The sequence below is a fragment of the Pseudomonadota bacterium genome, from assembly GCA_039024915.1.
GTDB lineage: Bacteria > Pseudomonadota > Alphaproteobacteria > Rhizobiales > MH13 > MH13.
Genome location: JBCCPK010000001.1, coordinates 637564 through 656688 on the forward strand (window position 1 = coordinate 637564; position 19125 = coordinate 656688).

Annotated in this window: 16 protein-coding genes and 1 tRNA gene; 9 read left to right on the forward strand and 8 right to left on the reverse strand. The window is 59.9% G+C overall.

Annotated features, from left to right (window positions below):
• Positions 1–23: 23 nt before the first annotated feature.
• The 5 genes from AAF739_03010 to AAF739_03030 all read right to left on the reverse strand — a co-directional run bounded on the left by AAF739_03010 (position 24) and on the right by AAF739_03030 (position 5005).
• Positions 24–314, reverse strand: coding sequence for a DUF1971 domain-containing protein (locus AAF739_03010; protein MEM6381619.1), 291 nt, complete (start codon positions 312–314; stop codon positions 24–26).
• A gap of 375 nt (positions 315–689) precedes the next feature.
• A tRNA-Arg gene (locus tag AAF739_03015) sits at positions 690–766 on the reverse strand.
• Between the two features lie 165 nt (positions 767–931).
• The gene (locus tag AAF739_03020) at positions 932–2449 is read right to left on the reverse strand and encodes a HAMP domain-containing sensor histidine kinase (GenBank protein MEM6381620.1); all 1518 of its coding nucleotides are present in this window, start codon (positions 2447–2449) and stop codon (positions 932–934) included.
• 60 nt (positions 2450–2509) lie between these two features.
• Positions 2510–4060, reverse strand: a complete 1551-nt coding sequence (locus AAF739_03025; protein MEM6381621.1) for an FAD-dependent oxidoreductase — start codon at positions 4058–4060, stop codon at positions 2510–2512.
• 72 nt (positions 4061–4132) lie between these two features.
• Positions 4133–5005 (reverse strand): TVP38/TMEM64 family protein, encoded by an 873-nt coding sequence (locus tag AAF739_03030; GenBank protein ID MEM6381622.1) that lies wholly within the window; start codon positions 5003–5005, stop codon positions 4133–4135.
• Between the two features lie 564 nt (positions 5006–5569).
• Here AAF739_03030 and rpmH point away from each other — a divergent pair.
• The 3 genes from rpmH to yihA all read left to right on the forward strand — a co-directional run bounded on the left by rpmH (position 5570) and on the right by yihA (position 8801).
• Complete coding sequence (rpmH, locus tag AAF739_03035) at positions 5570–5704, forward strand: 50S ribosomal protein L34 (protein MEM6381623.1); 135 nt, start codon at positions 5570–5572, stop codon at positions 5702–5704.
• A 571-nt stretch (positions 5705–6275) separates the two neighbouring features.
• Positions 6276–8108, forward strand: a complete 1833-nt coding sequence (yidC, locus tag AAF739_03040) for a membrane protein insertase YidC (GenBank protein ID MEM6381624.1) — start codon at positions 6276–6278, stop codon at positions 8106–8108.
• Between the two features lie 9 nt (positions 8109–8117).
• The gene (gene yihA, locus AAF739_03045; protein ID MEM6381625.1) at positions 8118–8801 is read left to right on the forward strand and encodes a ribosome biogenesis GTP-binding protein YihA/YsxC; all 684 of its coding nucleotides are present in this window, start codon (positions 8118–8120) and stop codon (positions 8799–8801) included.
• Between the two features lie 568 nt (positions 8802–9369).
• On the opposite strand, the gene AAF739_03050 is transcribed toward yihA, so the two are convergent.
• The gene (locus tag AAF739_03050; protein ID MEM6381626.1) at positions 9370–9834 is read right to left on the reverse strand and encodes a DCC1-like thiol-disulfide oxidoreductase family protein; all 465 of its coding nucleotides are present in this window, start codon (positions 9832–9834) and stop codon (positions 9370–9372) included.
• Positions 9835–9990: 156 nt separating this feature from the next.
• Between AAF739_03050 and argB the strand changes: the two genes are divergently transcribed.
• From argB to dapE, 5 genes are all read left to right on the forward strand, one after another.
• Positions 9991–10917, forward strand: a complete 927-nt coding sequence (argB, locus tag AAF739_03055; GenBank protein MEM6381627.1) for an acetylglutamate kinase — start codon at positions 9991–9993, stop codon at positions 10915–10917.
• Positions 10917–11669 carry a pyrimidine 5'-nucleotidase gene (locus AAF739_03060; GenBank protein MEM6381628.1) on the forward strand — a complete coding sequence of 251 codons (753 nt, stop codon included), beginning with the start codon at positions 10917–10919 and terminating at the stop codon, positions 11667–11669. The genes argB and AAF739_03060 overlap by 1 nt, the downstream gene beginning before the upstream one ends.
• A 45-nt stretch (positions 11670–11714) precedes the next feature.
• Entirely contained in the window at positions 11715–12563 is an 849-nt protein-coding gene (gene dapD, locus AAF739_03065; protein MEM6381629.1) for a 2,3,4,5-tetrahydropyridine-2,6-dicarboxylate N-succinyltransferase, read from the forward strand.
• Positions 12564–12669: 106 nt separating this feature from the next.
• Entirely contained in the window at positions 12670–13170 is a 501-nt protein-coding gene (locus tag AAF739_03070; protein ID MEM6381630.1) for a DUF805 domain-containing protein, read from the forward strand.
• Positions 13170–14366: a succinyl-diaminopimelate desuccinylase gene (dapE, locus tag AAF739_03075; GenBank protein MEM6381631.1), complete on the forward strand. Its 1197-nt coding sequence runs from the start codon at positions 13170–13172 to the stop codon at positions 14364–14366. The genes AAF739_03070 and dapE overlap by 1 nt, the downstream gene beginning before the upstream one ends.
• Positions 14367–14783: 417 nt before the next feature.
• Here dapE and truA read toward each other — a convergent pair whose 3' ends face one another.
• Positions 14784–15521, reverse strand: a complete 738-nt coding sequence (truA, locus tag AAF739_03080) for a tRNA pseudouridine(38-40) synthase TruA (protein MEM6381632.1) — start codon at positions 15519–15521, stop codon at positions 14784–14786.
• Positions 15522–15577: 56 nt separating this feature from the next.
• Positions 15578–16504 (reverse strand): methionyl-tRNA formyltransferase, encoded by a 927-nt coding sequence (fmt, locus tag AAF739_03085; GenBank protein ID MEM6381633.1) that lies wholly within the window; start codon positions 16502–16504, stop codon positions 15578–15580.
• Between the two features lie 112 nt (positions 16505–16616).
• Here fmt and pheT point away from each other — a divergent pair, with 112 nt between their 5' ends.
• Positions 16617–19025, forward strand: coding sequence for a phenylalanine--tRNA ligase subunit beta (gene pheT / locus AAF739_03090; protein ID MEM6381634.1), 2409 nt, complete (start codon positions 16617–16619; stop codon positions 19023–19025).
• Positions 19026–19125: the final 100 nt, after the last annotated feature.

Here is a 19125-nt window from a genome sequence, read left to right on the forward strand (position 1 = left end):
GGTGGTGAAAGCGCGTCGCACCATCACAGCGCCTTGAAAAAGGTGACGGTAAAACGGCCCGCCGTGGCAAACGCTACGGCGTGGGGTTCTTGAGGCTCGACAATGGCATGCCCTCCAGCCTCGACGATCTGTTTGGCGATTGGCGCGCCCAGCGTATCGAAGCGGGAGACGGCAAGGCCGCCTTCGAGCACGTCAATGCGCCCCCAAACTCCAGCCTTGGTCCGATGCATTGCCAGAAGAGCCGCTGGCACCGTCGATGGCGTGAAGGCCGGTGTGGTCCTGTAAGGATGAGCTTTGGGTGGCAGCAGGGCCATCAGATCGCCTCTCAACGTGGATCGATACCCAGAACCTTTTATTGTTGCAAATAAAAGTCAACTAATAAAGAATGCGTACCACGCGCGCGATACGCGGCGCCGGAAGCGCGTACAGTTTTGCGCTGGGGTGGTCTTGGTCTTCCGCACGCGGAAAGCCCAATCACTTATAGCGGCCACTCCGGTCTTATTGGGGACCATCGCTTCGTGCCGTGTCCATACGCCTAGCGCGATGACGAGGTGCCTACCCTCCTACGGATAGGCGGGCGCTTATTGGCCGTCAGCCAATCGGCGCAGTGGCTGGAAATTTGGGAATGGCGCGCCGGTTCGAACGAAGTTCGAGCCCACTTTCGAGTTGGGTCGCCACGCCCGAAGGGCTGGCGCACCGGGGAAGATTCGAACTCCCGACCCCTAGATTCGTAGTCTAGTGCTCTATCCAGCTGAGCTACCGGTGCATCGCCGGAGGGGCCGCACAGCCCGTCTCCAACAGGGCGAGACGCTTAGCCCAAGGCCTAGGGCAATGCAAGCACCGATCCACCGGGACATGAGCCTCGGGTGAGCAGGCCTACATGGGCGCAAACGTCTCGGCAGGAATAACTCAGGTGGGAATAACTCTGCCCCTAAACTGCAGGTTCGACACGAGCGCTGGCAAGGGTAACGATGAACTGCGCGCCGCGCCCATCCGGCCCGGGAGCGTATGTGATTTCGCCGGCATCGACCTGCGCAAGTTCGCGCGCGATCGCCAGACCCAAGCCCGTGCTGCCCCTGCGCGACTGATCTCCGCGGAAGGGCTGGAACAGGTTGGCATGCAGGTGCTCGGGGATACCTGGGCCATTGTCGCTAACAACCAGACGAAGGGTATCACCATCGAGTGCGCCTTCGATGCGCATCGCCATAGACTGCGGGACGACCGCCTCATCGCTTGGCGGGGCGCTGGCGGCTGCTTCCAGGGCGTGGCGTCCGTTGCGCATAAGATTGAGGAGGATACGGAACAGGTTGTCCCGTCCCACGCGCACCGTAAGTACCCGGTCGACGGCGTTTTCAAGAGCGATGGTCTTGTGGCCGCGAAGACCGGCAAACTCCGCTGCCTCATCAATGAGGTCGTAAAGAGTGAAGGTCGTCCTGTTCGGTGCCTCCTCCTGCACTTTGCCATAGGCCAGGGTCGCTTCGCAGAATGAGACTGCACGATCGATGGCACGCACGATACGCGGCGCGATCCTTTGAACATGTGGGTCGTCGATAGCCTCGAGGCGCTCGGACAACAGATGCGCGCTCGAAAGAAGGTTGCGGAGATCGTGGTTGATCTTGGAAACCGCAAGACCGACATCGGCCAGCCGACGACGTTCGGACAGCATGGTTCGTAGGTCGCTTTGCATCGAGGACAAGCGACGTTCCGCCCTGCCCAACTCATCAAGGCGCTTTGATGGCGCGATGATGGATCCGGGATCATCAGGGTTTTCGGCAAAGCTGGCCATTGCCATGTCGAGCCTCTGCAAAGGTCGAACAAACAGCCAATTCAGCGTCAAATAGACCAATAGCGCGGTGATCACAGAAATGAAGATCGAAAGAAACAGAATGTTGCGCGAGAAACCGAGCATCGCTTCGCGCAGGTAACGCTCCTCGACTACCACCTCGACCTTGCGACTATCAGGCGGCTCGGGTTGGCCATAAATTCGCAGAACCCGGTCACCGCCGGCAAGCGTCCCGAAGGCTTCAGTGATCGACGTGAGAGGATTGGAGGTGGTGACGGCGACATCAACTGCGAGATTGGCAACGATCGTTCCGTCAATCCCCGTGCGCTGCGCAAGAAAACGCCGCTCTCCGTCGATGACCAGCGCCAGTTCAAAAGCCTCCAGCGTTTCCAGAAGCACCTGCTGCATCATCGCATCATTTGCCTGCACATCCCCGTACGTTGTCGGATCGAGCGCGGCGACGGCCAACTCCGCGTCCGCCAAGCGATCCTCCAGCCAATTATTGCGAAAATTCGCGATCGACGGCACGAAGATCATGACTTCCGCGATCATGACAAAAACGATCGTCAGGACCAGGAGTTTCGCAGACAGGCCAGCTCCGCGCCGATCTTTCGATCGGCCCGGAGTGTCTGATGTCTGCGCTGTGTTCACATTCGGATCGCGCATGTCGCGTTTGCCTCATGACGCTCTTGGATGCCAGATGGCGGACTCTTGTGTGGCTCGGACCTAACCAAACCGCTGCAAGAACGTGATGATCTTGCGAAGCGTTGGGTTGTCAGTCGCCCCTTTGTAGTACTCGACAGCTGCGCGGCGACCGACTTCCGACAAGGTCGGGTAGGCGGCGACCCAAGAGGTGATATCGGACACCTTCATTCCCTTGGCAACGGCAAGCCCCCAAAGAGAGATGATCTCGCCTGCGCGGGGTCCAACAATGACGGCGCCCAGGATTTTGCCACGCTTGGTGGTGAACACCTTGATGAAGCCGGCAGTGGTGCGTTCGGCGATCGCGCGGTCGTTCTCATGGAATGGCCAGCGCAGGATCTTGATGTCATCGCGTCCTTTGAGTTCTTCTTCGGTTACGCCCACGGAGGCAACTTCGGGATCGGTGTAAGTGGTCTTGGGCAGAATGGTTGCATTCTGCTTCACCGGGAGCCGAAACAAGATGTTTCGCGAGATCAGCGCACCGTGGTAGCCGGCCACGTGGGTGAACTGGAGGCCACCAGCAACATCCCCGATAGCGAAGACCTTCTTGTTGGACGTGCGTAGCCCGGCGTCGACCTTGATGCCGCGACGATCGTAGTCGATGCCAGCTTTCTCAAGATCGAGCCCCTCGACATTAACAGCGCGGCCGGCAGCGACCAACAGATGTGAGCCCCGGATGATCTCGCGAACGGCCTGCTCACCTTGGCCCTTTTCGACCGTCACGGCGACGCCCGACGCGTCTTTGGCGACCTCAACAACCTTGGCGTGCTCATGGATCGCGATCCCTTCGCCCTCGAGATGGTCTTTGACCAGATCGGCGGCTTCGCGGTCCTCGCGACCGAGAACTTGAAAGCCCTCCAGCACCGTGACGTGTGCGCCGAGCCGACGATGGGCCTGCGCCAGTTCAAGCCCGATCGGACCGGCACCGATAATGATCAGATGTTCGGCGAGCTCGGTGCGGTCGAAAATGATTTCGTTGGTGAGGTACGGCACCGTATCAAGGCCTGGGATCGGCGGAACTGCGGGCCGGGAACCGGTTGCGATAACCACCCGGCGGGCCTTGACGGTCGTGTTTCCGACTTGAACGGTGTTGGCATCCACGAAACGCGCTTCGCCGCCAAGGACGGTCACGCCCAGTCCTTCAAACCGTTCAACCGAGTCGTTTGGTTCAATTGTGCCGATCACTTCATGGATATGATCGTGGACGCGGGAGAAATCGACATCAAACGGCTTGCCTTTGGTGCCTTTGGCGAAAACGCCGAACTTCTCGCCTTCAGTGATGGCGTGGGCGTGCTTGGCCGCAGCTAGGATCGCCTTAGAGGGCACACAACCAACGTTCAGGCAATCGCCACCCATACGGTGCTTCTCGATCAGCACCACCGGCACCCCAAATGAGGCCATGACGGCGGCGGTGGTCAGTCCTCCGGAGCCTCCACCGATGACCACAACATCAGGCGTCAGGGTCTGCGTGGTTTCTGCGGAGATGGTCGTTGCCGGCGGTGCGAGGGTGTGAGCAGCGTGGCTCGCTTCGGCTTTCGTGTTTTCAGCGGTGTGGTTTTCGGTTTGCGTGGACATGGTCTTTTCCTTTGGCCCGGGCAAAGTGGGCGCGTGTTGTCTGATTGATTGAGATGGGAAACTTGGCTGGGCTTATGCCTCGGCCTTGCGGCCGCGGATGCGCTTGGCGACCGGCGGGATCAGCGCAACGATGCCCAGGGCAGCGAAGGCGACAATGATCTCGGTGGTCACCAGCGAGGCAAGATCGATCTGGCAGGTGCCATTGGCCGCACAACCGGGATTGGCTGCTTCCTGGGCCATGATGACGCTATCGAGGCCGGAGCCAACGAACGCGTAGGCAAACGTGCCCGGTGCGATCCCCAAAAAGGTCGCGATGAAGTAGCTCCGCAACGGCAGGTTTGCGAGCGCTGGTGCGAGATTGACCAGAGTGAACGGGAAGATCGGCGTCAGCCGCAAGAACAGCAGGTAGTTGAAGCCATCTTCCTTGAAGCCCTGCAATAGTTTGGTCAGCGTCGGACCGGCTTTCTCTGCGATGGCCTGTCCGAAGGCGGTCCGCGCAGCGAGGAAAAGCGCCGTCGCACCCACTGTTGCAGCGAAGACGACGGTCAACCCGCCAAACATCCACCCGAAAAGGAAGCCGGCCGCAATGGTCAGAAGGCTGGCTGCAGGAAAGCTCAGCGCAACGGCGACCGCATAGAGCGCGCCGAAGCCAAGGATGGACAACAGGTAATTGTTTTCGATGGTTGCGGCGAGTGCCTCGCGTTGCTGGATCAGACCCGACAAGCTGAGGTGCTGATGCAGGTCAAAGGCGAACGCGAGCGCCATGGCGCCAGCGATAACGATCAAAGGCGCGAAGCGCTTGAGGTTTTGCACGATGGACGATCCTTGAGGAGCGCCAGCAGATTTGTCCGCTGACTGACTAGGAGAGAGATGCGCGGACGGCGCTTGCTGCGATGTGGCAAGCTCGGACCGAACAAGGTCTGAAGGGGCGAAGTCTTGGGCCATTGGTTCAGTTCTTTCAAAACTAGGCCCGGGATCGTGCGGAAACAGGTGTTGCCAAATGGCCAATGTTGGCCTGTTTGGCTGAGCCGCGTCACCCGGGCGATGAGTGAGTGCGGGGTGCATGTTGAGAGGGGACATAGCAGCGCTTTTCGGGTTGCGCATCGACCTCGCGCGCTATCTCGCGGGCTTGTGATGGCGCGTGTGATGAGCCCTCGAAACCTGTGATTGGCGGTGATCGGAACGGTGAGCGCGATGTGAGCGCGATTGCGCCTCAAACCAGTCGAATCTGGTGGTGTTAAATGTGGAAGCGGCAGACACTACGGGGCGGCGGTGACCGGACTGAAGTGAAGACAGGGCCATTTCAGCCGACCCCATTCATTGACTTTTGCAAGCAGCCGTTCCTATAAGCCCGGCCACACCGTCATTTCGGATGCATGGATCATGCGCGTCGCCGCTCGAGTGCGCACGATCCGTAGGTATCCCTCTTGCAATTAGACTGTTCAAAATGTGGGCTGCCGGCCCTGCAAGCTTGGCGCCAGTTGAACCTAGACAGATGAGATCAGCGCTATGAAACGGACTTTTCAACCATCCAAACTGGTCCGCAAGCGGCGGCACGGTTTCCGTGCACGTCTTGCTACGAAGGGCGGCCGCAAGGTTTTGGCAGCTCGCCGGGCGCGCGGTCGTAAGCGCCTCAGCGCTTAATTGGCACCGGGGTCAAACAAGCGGCGCGTCGAAGCGCGGCCTTTGCCCGCATCGTGACCAAGCCCTTCCACGGGACAAGAGAGCACAAGCGGTCGCCCCGCCTGATGCGCCTTACCCGACGGCCTGACTACATATCAGCGCGCGGTGGCCAGCAGTTTCGAACACCGGTTTTGGTTCTCCAAGCCAAGAAGCGGCCGTCCTCCATCGCCATGGAAAGCGCGGATGCAGCGCGGATTGGGCTGACCGTAAGTCGAAAAGTTGGCGGCGCCGTTACACGCAACAGTGTAAAAAGACGCCTGCGCGAGACAATTGCTGCACATCCGGGTCTAGGTTTTAAGGCCGGATATGATTATGTGCTCATCGCAAGGGGGTCGTTGGCGCATGCGCCGTTTGGCAGCATCGTCACCAACCTGCAACGTGCGCTTGAAATGGTTCATAAAGAACAGGTACCAAGCCGAGGGCGACCGATGAGGGATCGCTCGGCCAAAATGGATGCCCACACAGTTCGGGCGACGCGGGACAAAGACCACAAGCCGGGCAGCTAAGCCGCCGACTTAAGGACGCCGACGGAATGGACAATCGCAATTACATTCTCGCCATCGTGCTCTCGCTGGGCATCCTTGTCGCCTGGCAATATTTATACGTCGGCCCACAGATGGAAGCGGAACGGCAAAGACTTGAGGCGCAACAGGCTGCACAGGTGATCGATCCAACGACCGGCTCGGCGGTGCAGGTCGATGAGAGTGCGCCTGGCGAGGCACCTCCCGAGTTACCAGGCACCGTCACGCCGATGGACCGGCAAGCGGTGCTTGCTTCCTCCGAGCGCATCACGATCGAAACTTCCCACATCACCGGCTCCATCAGCACGCAAGGCGGGCGGATCGACGACATTCACCTCGAAGAATATCGCGAGACACAGGAAGACGATTCCGACACGGTCGTTCTGTTCTCGCCCTCTGGATCGGCTGATCCGTTTTACGCTGAGTTTGGTTGGGCGCAGGGCGGCGGTGGCTCCGCAACTTTGCCGACCGCATCAACGATCTGGTCGGTGGAAGGCAATCAAACGCTGACACCTTCGAGCCCCGTTACCTTGCTTTATGACAATGGTGAGGGGCTGATCTTCCGGCGCACCATCGCGCTCGACGACGACTACATGTTCACAGTCAGGCAAGAGGTTGAGAACACCTCTGAGGCAGGGGTTCTTCTGTACCCGTACGGATTGGTAGCCCGCCATGGGGAGCCACGCACGAGCCGGCTATTCATTCTGCATGAAGGGTTGATCGGCTGGTTCGGCCAGGATGACGGGCTGGCCGAGGTCGATTATGACGATCTACGCGACGACGGCCCCATCCAATACCGCAATGTCGAAGAGGGCTGGCTCGGGATCACTGACAAATACTGGGCAGCGACGCTTATACCCTCGGGGCTTGAAGCCTATCGCGGCGAATTCCGCGTTGATCAGATCGCGACCGGTGAGAGCTTCGTCGCATCCTATCTGGGCGGTGGCTTCGAGATCGCGCCGGGTTCGACGGTCGCGATCGAAAACAATCTGTTCGCCGGCGCAAAAGAGGTGGCCATCGTTGATGGTTATGAGGCTGCCCTGGGCGTCGAGCGGTTCGAACTGCTGATCGATTGGGGCTGGTTCTACTTCCTCACCAAACCGATGTTCCACGCCATCAAATGGCTGTTCGGTATCTTCGGCAATTTCGGCGTTGCGATCCTTCTCATCACGGTCGCCATCAAGCTGGTCTTCCTGCCGCTCGCCAACAAATCCTACGCTTCGATGTCGAAGATGAAGAAGGTGCAACCGCAGCTGAAGGAAATCCAGGAGCGCTATAAGGAAGACAAGCCCGAACTGCAAAAGCAGATGATGGCGCTTTACCAGAAAGAAAAGATCAATCCGGTTGCCGGCTGTTGGCCCGTGCTGATCCAGATCCCGGTTTTCTTCGCGCTCTATAAGGTGCTGTTCGTCACCATCGAAATGCGCCATGCGCCGTTCTTCGGCTGGGTGCAGGACCTTTCCGCCCCTGATCCCACCTCGATCTTCAACCTGTTCGGGTTGCTGCCGTATGACCCGACCCTGGTGCCACTTATCGGGCCGCTATTGGGCCTCGGCGTCTGGCCGATCCTGATGGGCCTGACGATGTTCGTTCAGATGAAACTGAACCCGCAGCCTACTGATCCTACGCAAGCGGCGATCTTCACGTGGATGCCGATCGTTTTCACATTCATGCTCGCCACATTCCCCGCTGGTCTCGTCATCTACTGGACGTGGAACAACTTCCTCTCGATCATCCAGCAAGCTGCGATCATGAAACGGCACGGCGTAAAAATCGAGCTTATGGACAATCTGCGCGCCATGTTCGGCAAGAAAGATAAGGACGCCAATCAGCCTGCCGAATAGGCCAAGCGCATGGCGGGCGAGATCAACCTCGACAGCCTTGGGCTGTCACCCTCTCACCTTGATGCGGGCGCTCAGATATTCGCCAGACCGTGGGGCTTCGAGAAAGGTGTCGTTGCGCCAGACGGCCTGCCGACGGACGGACGGGTTGAGATCGCCTTTGCCGGCAGATCGAACGTCGGGAAGTCTTCCCTTCTGAACGCTCTGGTCGGGCAGAAGGGTCTTGCCCGCACATCCAACACCCCTGGCCGGACGCAGGAACTGAACCTCTTCATTTCTGAGGGCCCGCTTCGGATCGTCGATATGCCCGGCTACGGGTTCGCGAAGGCACCGAAGGATGCCGTTGATCGGTGGAATCGGCTGATCCGACGCTACTTGCGCGGTCGGGTCGAGTTGGCTCGGGTGTTCGTTTTGATCGATAGCCGCCACGGCCTCAAGCCCAACGATCTCGAAATCCTGAAGATGCTCGACGAGACGGCGGTGGGTTACCAGATCGTTCTGACCAAGTCGGACAAACTTAAGCCGGGCCAGCTTGCACGCGTCACGGCACAGACCGCCGAGGCAATCTCCAAGCGGCCCGCTGCCTTTCCTTTTCTGGCCTCAACCTCATCGGAAAAAGGCGATGGTATCGACGTCGTGCGCGGCTTTATCGCCCGGCTCCTTGATGATCTTGGCGCGCTGGAGTTTGAGGATTAGGCAGACCCGCTTTTCAGACCGGTTCAAGCCATCCCCTGTAACGCACCAGAATCTGGTGGTTGCGAGGCAACCAAGCTGGTGCTGATAACCCAATGTCGAAGGTGAAGCGCCCCTTGGCCACCCCTTCAGTTGCTTGGACTTGCGGCAACAGGGCTGCAGGAAGCGGCACACCCAAGCACCAGCCTCTGTGCAACACCAGTTTTATTCCGCCATTACATGGCACGAGCTCTTGTTCGCAGGTCAGCAAGCCAAAGCGCTCACGAACATGGTACTCTTTAGGTGACGCAAGGCAGGTCGAACTGAAAGCCGCATGACCAAAATGCCGAGTCCAATTTTCGGAAAGCGATCGGCGCACTTTCCTCACCGAGACCGGTGTCTCCTCGGTCGCTGGAGGGAAGCGAAATACAGCGCAAACGAGTTGAGCTACCACACTCGTCCCGCGTTTTACGGATGCCATACCGCGATAGCTCTGATCTGCTCCGCCCTCATGAAGTGCTCGGACCGCAGGATGCAAGGCCTTCCAACGATCACCACACGCGCGACGAAACAGGGTTTGGTTCCCCATGGCTCAGTCCATAAGGCGCGCGCGTAGCTTTGGGTCAGGGATGGCGCACATATCGGTTCGCCCAAACAGGCGGTAGCGGCTGCGCGCTAGATGGCCGTAGAGCCAGTCCTGCAAAGGGCGCGGGATCAACCTTAAGGGTTGGAGGAGGTATCCGACACCACCAATGATGCGCCCCGCGCGGATCATCGCGTCCAGCGATGTGTAGGCGCGTCCATCATGAAGCAGCAGCCAGCTCTCGGGGTCATCCGTGCTCACGCCATAGTGGTTAAGCACCGCCCGACCGAGAGGGGTTTGCACCCTGCAAATTCGAAACTGACCCTTCGTGTCGAAGCGCGCGATCAGCCGTGCCCCAAAAGAGCACAGGGCGCACTCGCCATCCATGAAAGTGATAGGACCCGCATCGTCGAAGGCGGGCACATTCGGGTCGCTGCGATAGCTGTAAGGTTCGGAGCTGACGAGACGCTGCATGGAAGTTCCACAGAAAGCAACATGACAAGTAAGACCGTTATGGAGGTGTACAAGCTGGTGGGTTGCCGCAGGTCTTTGGCGGCGCGACCGCATCCAAGCTCTTGACGTTTTGGCCTAGCCGGTGTCCACCGAAGCTCCCTCCGCCGCGCAAAGCCCATGATGCCCTTCGAAGACGATCCCAACATCCCACTAGAACCGAAGCCTGTACGGCAAGCCCGCTTGATCAGCCAGGTTCTGCCCTACATGCAGCAATATGCGGGCAAGACGATCCTGGTAAAATATGGCGGCCACGCCATGGGTGATGCAGCGCTAGCGGACGCGTTTGCACGGGACATCGCGCTTTTGAAGCAGTCGGGCATGAAGCCCATCATTGTTCATGGTGGCGGACCACAAATCGCAGCGATGCTCGACCGTCTGGGCATCGAAAGCGCCTTTGAGGGCGGTCTGCGCGTGACCGATGAAAAGGCTATCGAAGTGGTCGAGATGGTGCTCGCCGGATCGATCAACAAACAGGTCGTGCAAATGCTGAACGCCGCTGGCGGCAAGGCGATTGGCCTTTGCGGCAAAGATGGCGAGATGGTCACTGCCAAGAAACTCACCCGGAGCAACGTCGATCCCGACAGCCATATTGAGCAGGTGGTCGATCTTGGTTTCGTTGGTGAGCCCGAATGGGTCAGGCCTGATGTGTTGCACATGGTCACCGGCGCCGGGCTGATACCTGTGGTCGCCCCGGTCGCAGCGGGCGAAGACGGCAAGACCTACAATGTCAACGCGGACACGTTTGCCGGTGCCGTTGCCGGCGCTTTGCATGCCTCACGGCTCCTGTTTCTAACCGATGTGGACGGCGTCTTAGACGAAGATGGTCAGCTGATCGCCGAACTGACTGTCGGCGACGCCCGCGATCTGATCGCGAAAGGGACGATATCGGGGGGTATGATCCCGAAGGTGGAAACCTGCATCGCCGCGGTGGAAGCCGGGGTGGAGGGCGTTGTCATCCTCAACGGCAAAGTCCCGCATTGCGTGCTTCTAGAACTGTTCACCGCCCATGGTGCCGGGACCTTGATCAAGCGCGAGGACGCCTGATGGCTCATACAGCCAACAGCAATCACACGCCCAACGGCCATAGCGAGCACCATGAGGGTCTGGAAGCGTTCGGGCGGGTCGAGCATTGGATATTCGACCTCGACAACACACTTTATCCGCGCCACTCCAATCTGCACGAGCAGATGGACCAGCGCATGACGGCCTACCTGGCGGACCTACTCGACCTTGAACACACCGCTGCGCGCACGCGCCAGAAGCACTTCTACAAGAATTACGGAACGACATTGCGCGGGTTGATGGTGGAGCATGGCATCACCCCCGACGACTTCCTCGAATATGTTCATGATCTTGACCATTCGGTGCTCGAGCCTGACCCCAAGCTTGATCAGATGATCGCTACTCTGCCGGGCCATGCCTATGTCTTCACCAATGGGACCAAGAAACATGCCGAAAAGGTGCTCGAACGGCTCGGCGTATCAGCCCCGTTCCGAGACGTTTTCGATATCGTTTCAGCAGACCTGATGCCGAAACCGAGCCAGATCACCTACGATAAGTTCATCGCCCAAACAGGAATTGACCCGACCCGCGCTGCGATGTTCGAGGACCTCTCGCGCAACCTTACCGTCCCGCACGCGATGGGCATGATCACGACCTTGATCACGCCGCGCGGCAAAGCCGATCTTTTCCATGAGGACTGGGAATTTGAAGGGCGCGACGATAATCATGTGCGCTACGTCACCGATCATCTGGCGGACTTCCTTGAGGCCGTCCTCGGCGCGATCAACCCGTAGCATTCGACCCATCAACGACAACGGACCGAACCGATGCACCACGCCATGACCGATGTTGCGACCATAGAGAAAGTGGTCAATGACGCTTTTGACGCCCGTGATGGGATCGACACGCACACCCAAGGCGAAATCCGCGATGCGGTGGAAGCCGCGCTTGACCTTCTCGACAAGGGTGAAGCCCGCGTCGCCTCGCGATCAGAAGATGGTACGTGGGTTGTTCATGAGTGGTTGAAAAAAGCCGTGCTCCTGTCGTTCCGTCTGACCCAGATGGAGGTGATCAAAGGCGCGCCCGGAGACGCCGTTTGGTGGGACAAAGTCCCCTCCAAGTTCGATGGCTGGCGCGCGCTTGATTTCGAGAATGCCGGCTTTCGTGCGGTGCCCGGTTCCGTTGCGCGGCGATCGGCCTACATCGCCCCTTCTGTCGTGCTGATGCCGTCGTTTGTGAACCTTGGCGCCTATGTCGATGAGGGCACAATGGTGGATGGCTGGGCAACAGTTGGCTCCTGCGCCCAGATCGGTAAGAACGTGCACCTGTCCGGTGGGGTTGGCATTGGCGGCGTCCTGGAACCGATGCAGGCGAGCCCCACCATAATCGAGGACAATTGCTTCATCGGCGCTCGGTCCGAGGTGGTGGAAGGGGTTATCGTCCGCGAAGGCTCTGTTCTCGGTATGGGCGTGTACATCGGGCAATCGACCAAGATCGTAAATCGGGAAACGGGCGAAGTATCCTACGGGGAGGTGCCACCCTACTCGGTTGTTGTCGCAGGCTCGATGCCGAGCAGGCCCATGGGCAACGGAGAACCGGGCCCGCACCTTTACTGCGCGGTCATCGTCAAGCAGGTGGACGAACGCACGCGCTCGAAAACCGGCATTAACGACTTGCTGCGCGACTGAAACCCCAGGGTATGAAGCGTTGGCCTTGAAAGCGCCCGAAGCGCCGAACATTTAAGGGGCAGCGCAAAGCGCACTCAATCGACCAAGACACCAACCGGACTGCAAAGTGGCCAACACACCTCCACCCCTTCCAGACGATGACCCGCCGACAGGTGGGCCAGCCGCGCTGCCACCACCTGGTGGCGCGCCGGGCGGTGGGCAGCCGGTGGACCCGCAGACGTTTTTCTGGCTGTTTTTCCGGCCTGATGGTCGCGTCGGTCGACAGGTTTACTGGCTGACGTTCTTTTTTCTGGTCGCTCTTGTGGGCGCGACGCAGCCTTTTTTGATCGATCCGGAAACGCAGAGTATTGCGTGGCAATTCGGTCCCTTACAGTCCTTCGTGTACACGGCCTCGACCGTCTGCTCGATCATTGTCTCGATCAAGCGGTTGCACGATCTTGGCCTGTCCGGGTTCATTGCGCTTGGTTTGATCATACCGTTTATCGGTGTAGTGCTGACGCTTTGGCTCGGCGTGCGCAAGGGAGATGACGGTCCGAACGCTTACGGTGAGCGCGCAGATGTTCGTCCTCCAGGTCCGCTCGGAGGGACCAGCGGCAGGCCCGATTGATGGCGATTGATCCCCGCGATCCTGTCGCGGTCCTGCAGCACCTCATTCAACAACCGAGCGTGACGCCAGACAGTGGCGGCGCGCTGGATGCGGTGGCCAACCTTCTGCGCCCCATGGGTTTTGTTATCGACCAGCCGGTTTTCTCGGCTCCCAATACCCCGGACATCCCCAACCTTTTCGCCGTGGTCGGTTCATCCGACGGCAATGCCCCTCATTTCGCATGGGCGGGACACCTCGATGTTGTGCCAGTTGGCAGCGAGGAGGCCTGGAGCCAGGGGCCGTTTTCGGGAACGGTGGATAGCGGCAGGCTCTACGGTCGCGGCGCGGTGGATATGAAGGGCGGCGTTGCCGCCATGATTGCGGCAACGGCGCGCTTTCTGTCAGACGCTAGAGCCGCCGGAGGCGACTTTGGCGGGCGCCTCTCTTTTATCCTCACAGGCGATGAGGAAGGTCCAGCAATCAATGGCACCAAGCCGCTGATGAAGCACATCGCGGCGCGCGGCGAAAACATAACGGCGTGCCTGCTTGGAGAGCCCACCAATCCTGAGGCGCTCGGCGACATGATCAAGGTCGGGCGGCGCGGGTCGCTGACTGCCCTGCTCACAGTCGAGGGGATACAAGGCCATGTGGCGTATCCGCATCTGGCGGCCAATCCGCTCAATCCGCTGGCCGAAGCGCTTGTGGCACTGAAGGCGCCGCTTGATGAAGGTAACAAGCTGTTCCAACCCTCCAACCTTGAACCAGTCACCATCGACACCGGCAACGGGGCAACCAACATCATCCCGGCGCGAACAACAGCGCGCATCAATGTTCGCTTCAACAGTGAGTGGTCAGCCGAAAGCCTCGAAACCGAATTGCGGAAGCGGCTTGATACCTTGGATTGGCAAGGCTGCCGCTACTCCTTCGACTTGGTCGAAACGCCAAGCGAAGCTTTCTACACCGAGCCCGGCGGCTTCGTGAGCCAACTCGTTGCTGCCATTGAAACCTCGACGGGGCGCACACCGGAACTGTCGACGTCGGGCGGCACGTCCGACGCCCGCTTCATCAAGGACTATTGCCCTGTCGTCGAGTTCGGCCTGGTCGGGCAGACGATGCACAAGGTCGATGAGCACGTGGAGGTGGCCGACCTCGAGGCGCTCACAGCGATCTATGAGGACGTTCTGAGACGGTTCTTTCGGCAGGGCCGCGCCGCTTAGATCGAAGGCGTCGTGTAGAGAATGTCACCATTGTTCGTGGTCGCCGCAACACCACACTCAAATCCGCCCCTACGAACCCGAGCCAGCGCCTCAGGGCCTTGCCCCAAATACACCGCATCCGGCCATGCTAGCCTAACGGACTCCGGACGGGACTGATGGACCGCCGATGCTCGTAGTTCGTCGCAAGACTGAATAGGTTGCTGCGCACTCCCGGTGCTCTGACAGGCCGTCAAGACCAGCCCGCAGCCTAGCAAAACCCCACTTGAAGTAAGCATCCAACGATTCATTGCGATGTTTCCGCTTTCGCATTGCTCATCAACAAATAGTGGATCATCATGAATTTTGGGTCAAATAGACTTAGGTTTTACATGTTGAGACAATAAGAACGAAGGCTATGCATCTACGTATTTCTGACGTTTAATACTCCGTCTTTAAAAACACCAACCCGCACGCTGGCGCGACCGCCGGACACTTGGTGCGGTCACGCGCTTCCAGCATCGCGTTGATGTCGTCGGGTGTGGCGCGACCCTCACCAGCCAGTTTCAAGGCGCCCACAAGCGAGCGCACCTGATTGTGGAGGAAGGAGCGCGCCGCCGCATCAACGTAGATGTGCTCGCCTTCGCGATATACCTGCAGGCGCTCAAGCGTGCGCTCGGGTGACTTCGCTTGGCAGTGGGCTGAGCGGAATGTGGTGAAGTCGTGGTGGCCGACCAGCCGATCCGCAGCGGCCTGCATCAGCCTCTCATCGAGGGGCTTCTTCACGCCCCAGACCCGCCCTCGCTCGAAGACCGGTTGTGTCCAGCGGTTCAAGATTGTGTAGCGGTAGTGTCGTCGTGTGGCTGAGAAACGTGCATCGAAGTCTTGGCCCACCTGCTCTGCGGCGAGCACCCCAACATGCTCAGTGACCATGTGCGCGTTCATGGCGTCACGTACGGTGTCCGCGGGCCAGTCCTTTGTCAGGTCAAAATGGACGACCTGCCCGATGGCGTGGACGCCGGTATCCGTCCGGCCTGCCGCTTTCAGCGTAACCACATCGCCACAAAAGGCCTTCACCGCCGCTTCCAGAACGCCTTGGATGGACGGCGCATTGTCCTGACGTTGGAAGCCCGAATAGGGCGCGCCATCATATTCGACAGTGAGTTTGTAGCGGGGCACGTTTCAATCCTTCGCCGCGCATCGTTCCGGTCCTGCGGACCGATCGCTTGTGCGCGTCAGCCCAATAGATCACCAGGGGCCAGACCCGACCCGTTCAAGAACGCCCCCATGTCCATGGGTTGTTTGCCAGCACGCTGAACCTCGACAAGCCGCAAAGCGCCCAGTCCACATCCCACGCGATGGCCGTCGATCAGCGCACCAGCAACGCCCTCGCCTTCGGCAGGCTCGACCCGAAGGACCTTAAGCCGCTCGCGCTTGTCGTTGATGCTCACCTCGGTCCACGCGCCTGGAAAAGGCGAGAGGCCATGAATGTGCCGCAGCACCTTCTCGGCGGGGGCTTGCCAATCGATGCGTGCTTCCGACTTGTCGATCTTGTCGGCGTAGGTGACGCCCTCTTCAGGCTGGGGCGTCATTGTCAGTGCCGAGCGGGACAGGGCGGCCATGGCGCGCCCCATCAGGTCAGCGCCAAGGCGCGCAAGCTGATCATGCGCATCCTTGGCGGTCATCGTGTCGGTGATAGCGAGCCGTTCGGCCATGGCAACAGGGCCTGTATCGAGGCCTGGCTCCATCTTCATCACCATAACACCGGTCTCCTCGTCCCCCGCCATGATCGCTCGGTTGATTGGAGCGGCACCGCGCCAGCGCGGCAAGAGCGATGCGTGCAGATTGTAACAGCCATGCTCCGGAGCAGCGAGAACCGCTTTCGGCAGAATCATCCCGTAGGCGACGACCACCGCTGCATCAGCGCCGAAGTCTGCAAAGCGGTCTTTCTCATCCTGATCGCGAAGCGAGCCGGGATGGAAAACTGGGATCCCAAGGGCTTCGGCCTGAGCATGTACTGGGGATGGTCGCGTGGTCATGCCACGACCGGAGGCCGCTGGTGCGCGGGTGTAACAGGCGAGAACGTCGTGGCCCTGGCCAACCAATTCCAGGAGCGTTGGCACTGCGAAATCTGGCGTACCCATGAAGATCAATTTGAGCATGGGCGTGGCATGTAGCCGATTGTAGCGCCATTGCAAGCGCGCCCAATCCATGCGATGCCCCGCCGCAGATTTTCCAACCCCTTTTTCGCTTGCAGAAGACGCTGCCGAGGCCATGAAGTTCACTCTGTCCTGGCTCAAGGATCACCTTGAGACCAACGCCGATCTCGCCACCATCACCGACACGCTGACCCGCATCGGCCTTGAGGTCGAAGAGGTAGACGACCGCGCCGTTTACGCGCCGTTTGTGATCGGTAAGGTGCTGAGCGCGGAGAAGCACCCCGACGCGGATCGGCTGAAGGTTTTGAAAGTCGACACAGGTTCGGGCGAGCCGGTACAGGTTGTGTGTGGAGCGCCGAATGCACGCGAAGGGATGAGCGGCGTCTTCGCCCCTCCCGGCGCTTATGTTCCCGGCATTAATGTGACCCTCGAGATCGGCAAGATCCGAGGCGTTGAATCCCGCGGCATGATGTTGTCGGAGCGCGAATTGCAGCTCTCCGACGAGCATGACGGTATCATTGATCTCGATACGGATATGCCGGCTGGCTCCTCCTATGCGACGTTCGCGCAGCTTGATGACCCGGTCATCGAGATCGGCCTGACGCCGAACCGCCCCGATTGTACGGGCGTTTTCGGCATCGCACGCGACCTGGCCGCAGCCGGCCTCGGCACGCTGAAGGACACACCGATCCCGACCATCACAAGCAGTGAGCCCTGCCCCGTTTCGGTGACGCTCGCGTTTGACGGCAAGAGCCTGTGCCCCACATTTGCCCTGTGTCTTGTTCGCGGGGTCAAGAATGGTCCGTCGCCCCTTTGGATGCAGAAGCGCCTCAAGGCAATCGGGCTCCGGCCGATTAACGCTCTTGTCGACATCACCAACTACATCACTTTCGATCGCGGCCGCCCCTTGCACGTGTTCGACGCGGCAAAGGTGACGGGCAACCTGACCGTGCGCGTGGCGAAAGACGGCGAGAGCTTTCTCGCGCTGGACGGCAAGACCTACACCTTGGACCCGTCCATGTGCGTGATCGCCGACGAACGTGGCGTCGAAAGCCTGTCGGGCGTAATGGGCGGCGAAGAATCGGGCTGCGACGAGACCACCACCGACGTCCTGATCGAGTCTGCCCTTTGGGTGCCGAGCAACATTGCGGCTACAGGCCGAAAATTGGGGATCATCACCGACGCGCGGTACCGCTTCGAACGCGGTGTCGACCCTGCCTTCAACGAAAAAGGCCTCGATCTGGCGACGCAGATGGTCGTTGATCTGTGCGGTGGCACGCCAACTGACAAGACCGTTGCAGGAGCTATTCCGGAAGAGGACCGGATCATCGATTTTCCCACTGCGGAAGTGAAACGGCTGTCCGGCCTCGACGTCAGTGCGCGCGAGATCAAGGCTACGCTTACCTTGCTGGGGTTCTGGGCCACCGGCAATGATGAGATCCTAAAGGTCGCGGTTCCAACATGGCGCCCGGACGTTGAAGGCAAGGCGGACCTTGTCGAAGAGGTCATGCGGATCGTCGGCGTCGACCAGGTTCCGCTAACGCCATCGCTCGGCCGGCAATCGGTGGTTCGGCCGGTGCTGACAGAGATCCAGAAACGCACCCGGCGGGCCAAGCGCGTTCTTGCGGGTCGCGGCCTTCTGGAAGCGGTTACGTGGTCATTCATCAAGCAGGATGACGCGGCAACGTTCGGCGGCGGTTCGGCGGATGTCCAGCTGGCCAATCCCATTTCGCTTGAGATGGGGACAATGCGCCCATCCCTGTTACCGAGCCTTTTGCGCAACTGCCAGGCCAACGTCGATCGGGGAAGCGGCGATGTGGCACTGTTCGAGGTTGGACAGGTATTCGCGGGCGACGCCCCTGAAGATCAAACAATCTCTGCCTGTGGCATTCGGCGTGGGACGGCTGCCATGGCCGGTCGTAGCCGCCATTGGGTGAGTGACTTCCCGACCGTATCAGCGTTCAACGCGAAGGGCGACGCGCTGGCACTTCTCGATGAACTTGGGCTCGACCCCCGAACATGCCAGATCGAAGCTGAAGCGCCCTCATGGTACCATCCTGGACAGTCGGGCACGATCCGACGTGGTCGTGATGTGTTCGGCACGTTCGGCGCGCTGCATCCCCGCACCTTGCGAGAGATGGATATCGCTGGGCCGATCGTTGCCTTCGAGATAACGCTCGACGCTCTCCCAGGCGCTCGACGCAAAGCAACCCGGACGAAGCCGCCGCTACACCTGCACGACCTGATGCCTGTGCGCCGCGATTTCGCCTTCGTGGTGGACGCCGATGTGGCGGCCGATGCGCTGCTGCGCGCCGCCAAAGGGGCGGACAAGGATCTCGTCAGCGATGTGGCCCTGTTCGACGTCTACGCCGGCGAGCACATTGAGAAGGGCAAGAAATCCCTCGCGGTCGAGGTGACCTTGCAACCCAAGGACAAGACGCTCACCGATGAGCAGATTGACGCTGTGGGGGCAAAGATCATCGGTGCTGTGGAACAGAAGTTGGGCGGCGTTCTGCGCGCTTGACGCAGAGCCCCTGCCTATCCCCGGAAAAGCCAGATCTTGGCTTGGCCGCTACCGCTGACTTCATCCAGCAACAAACCGGCGATTTTGCGCGTCCGCAACC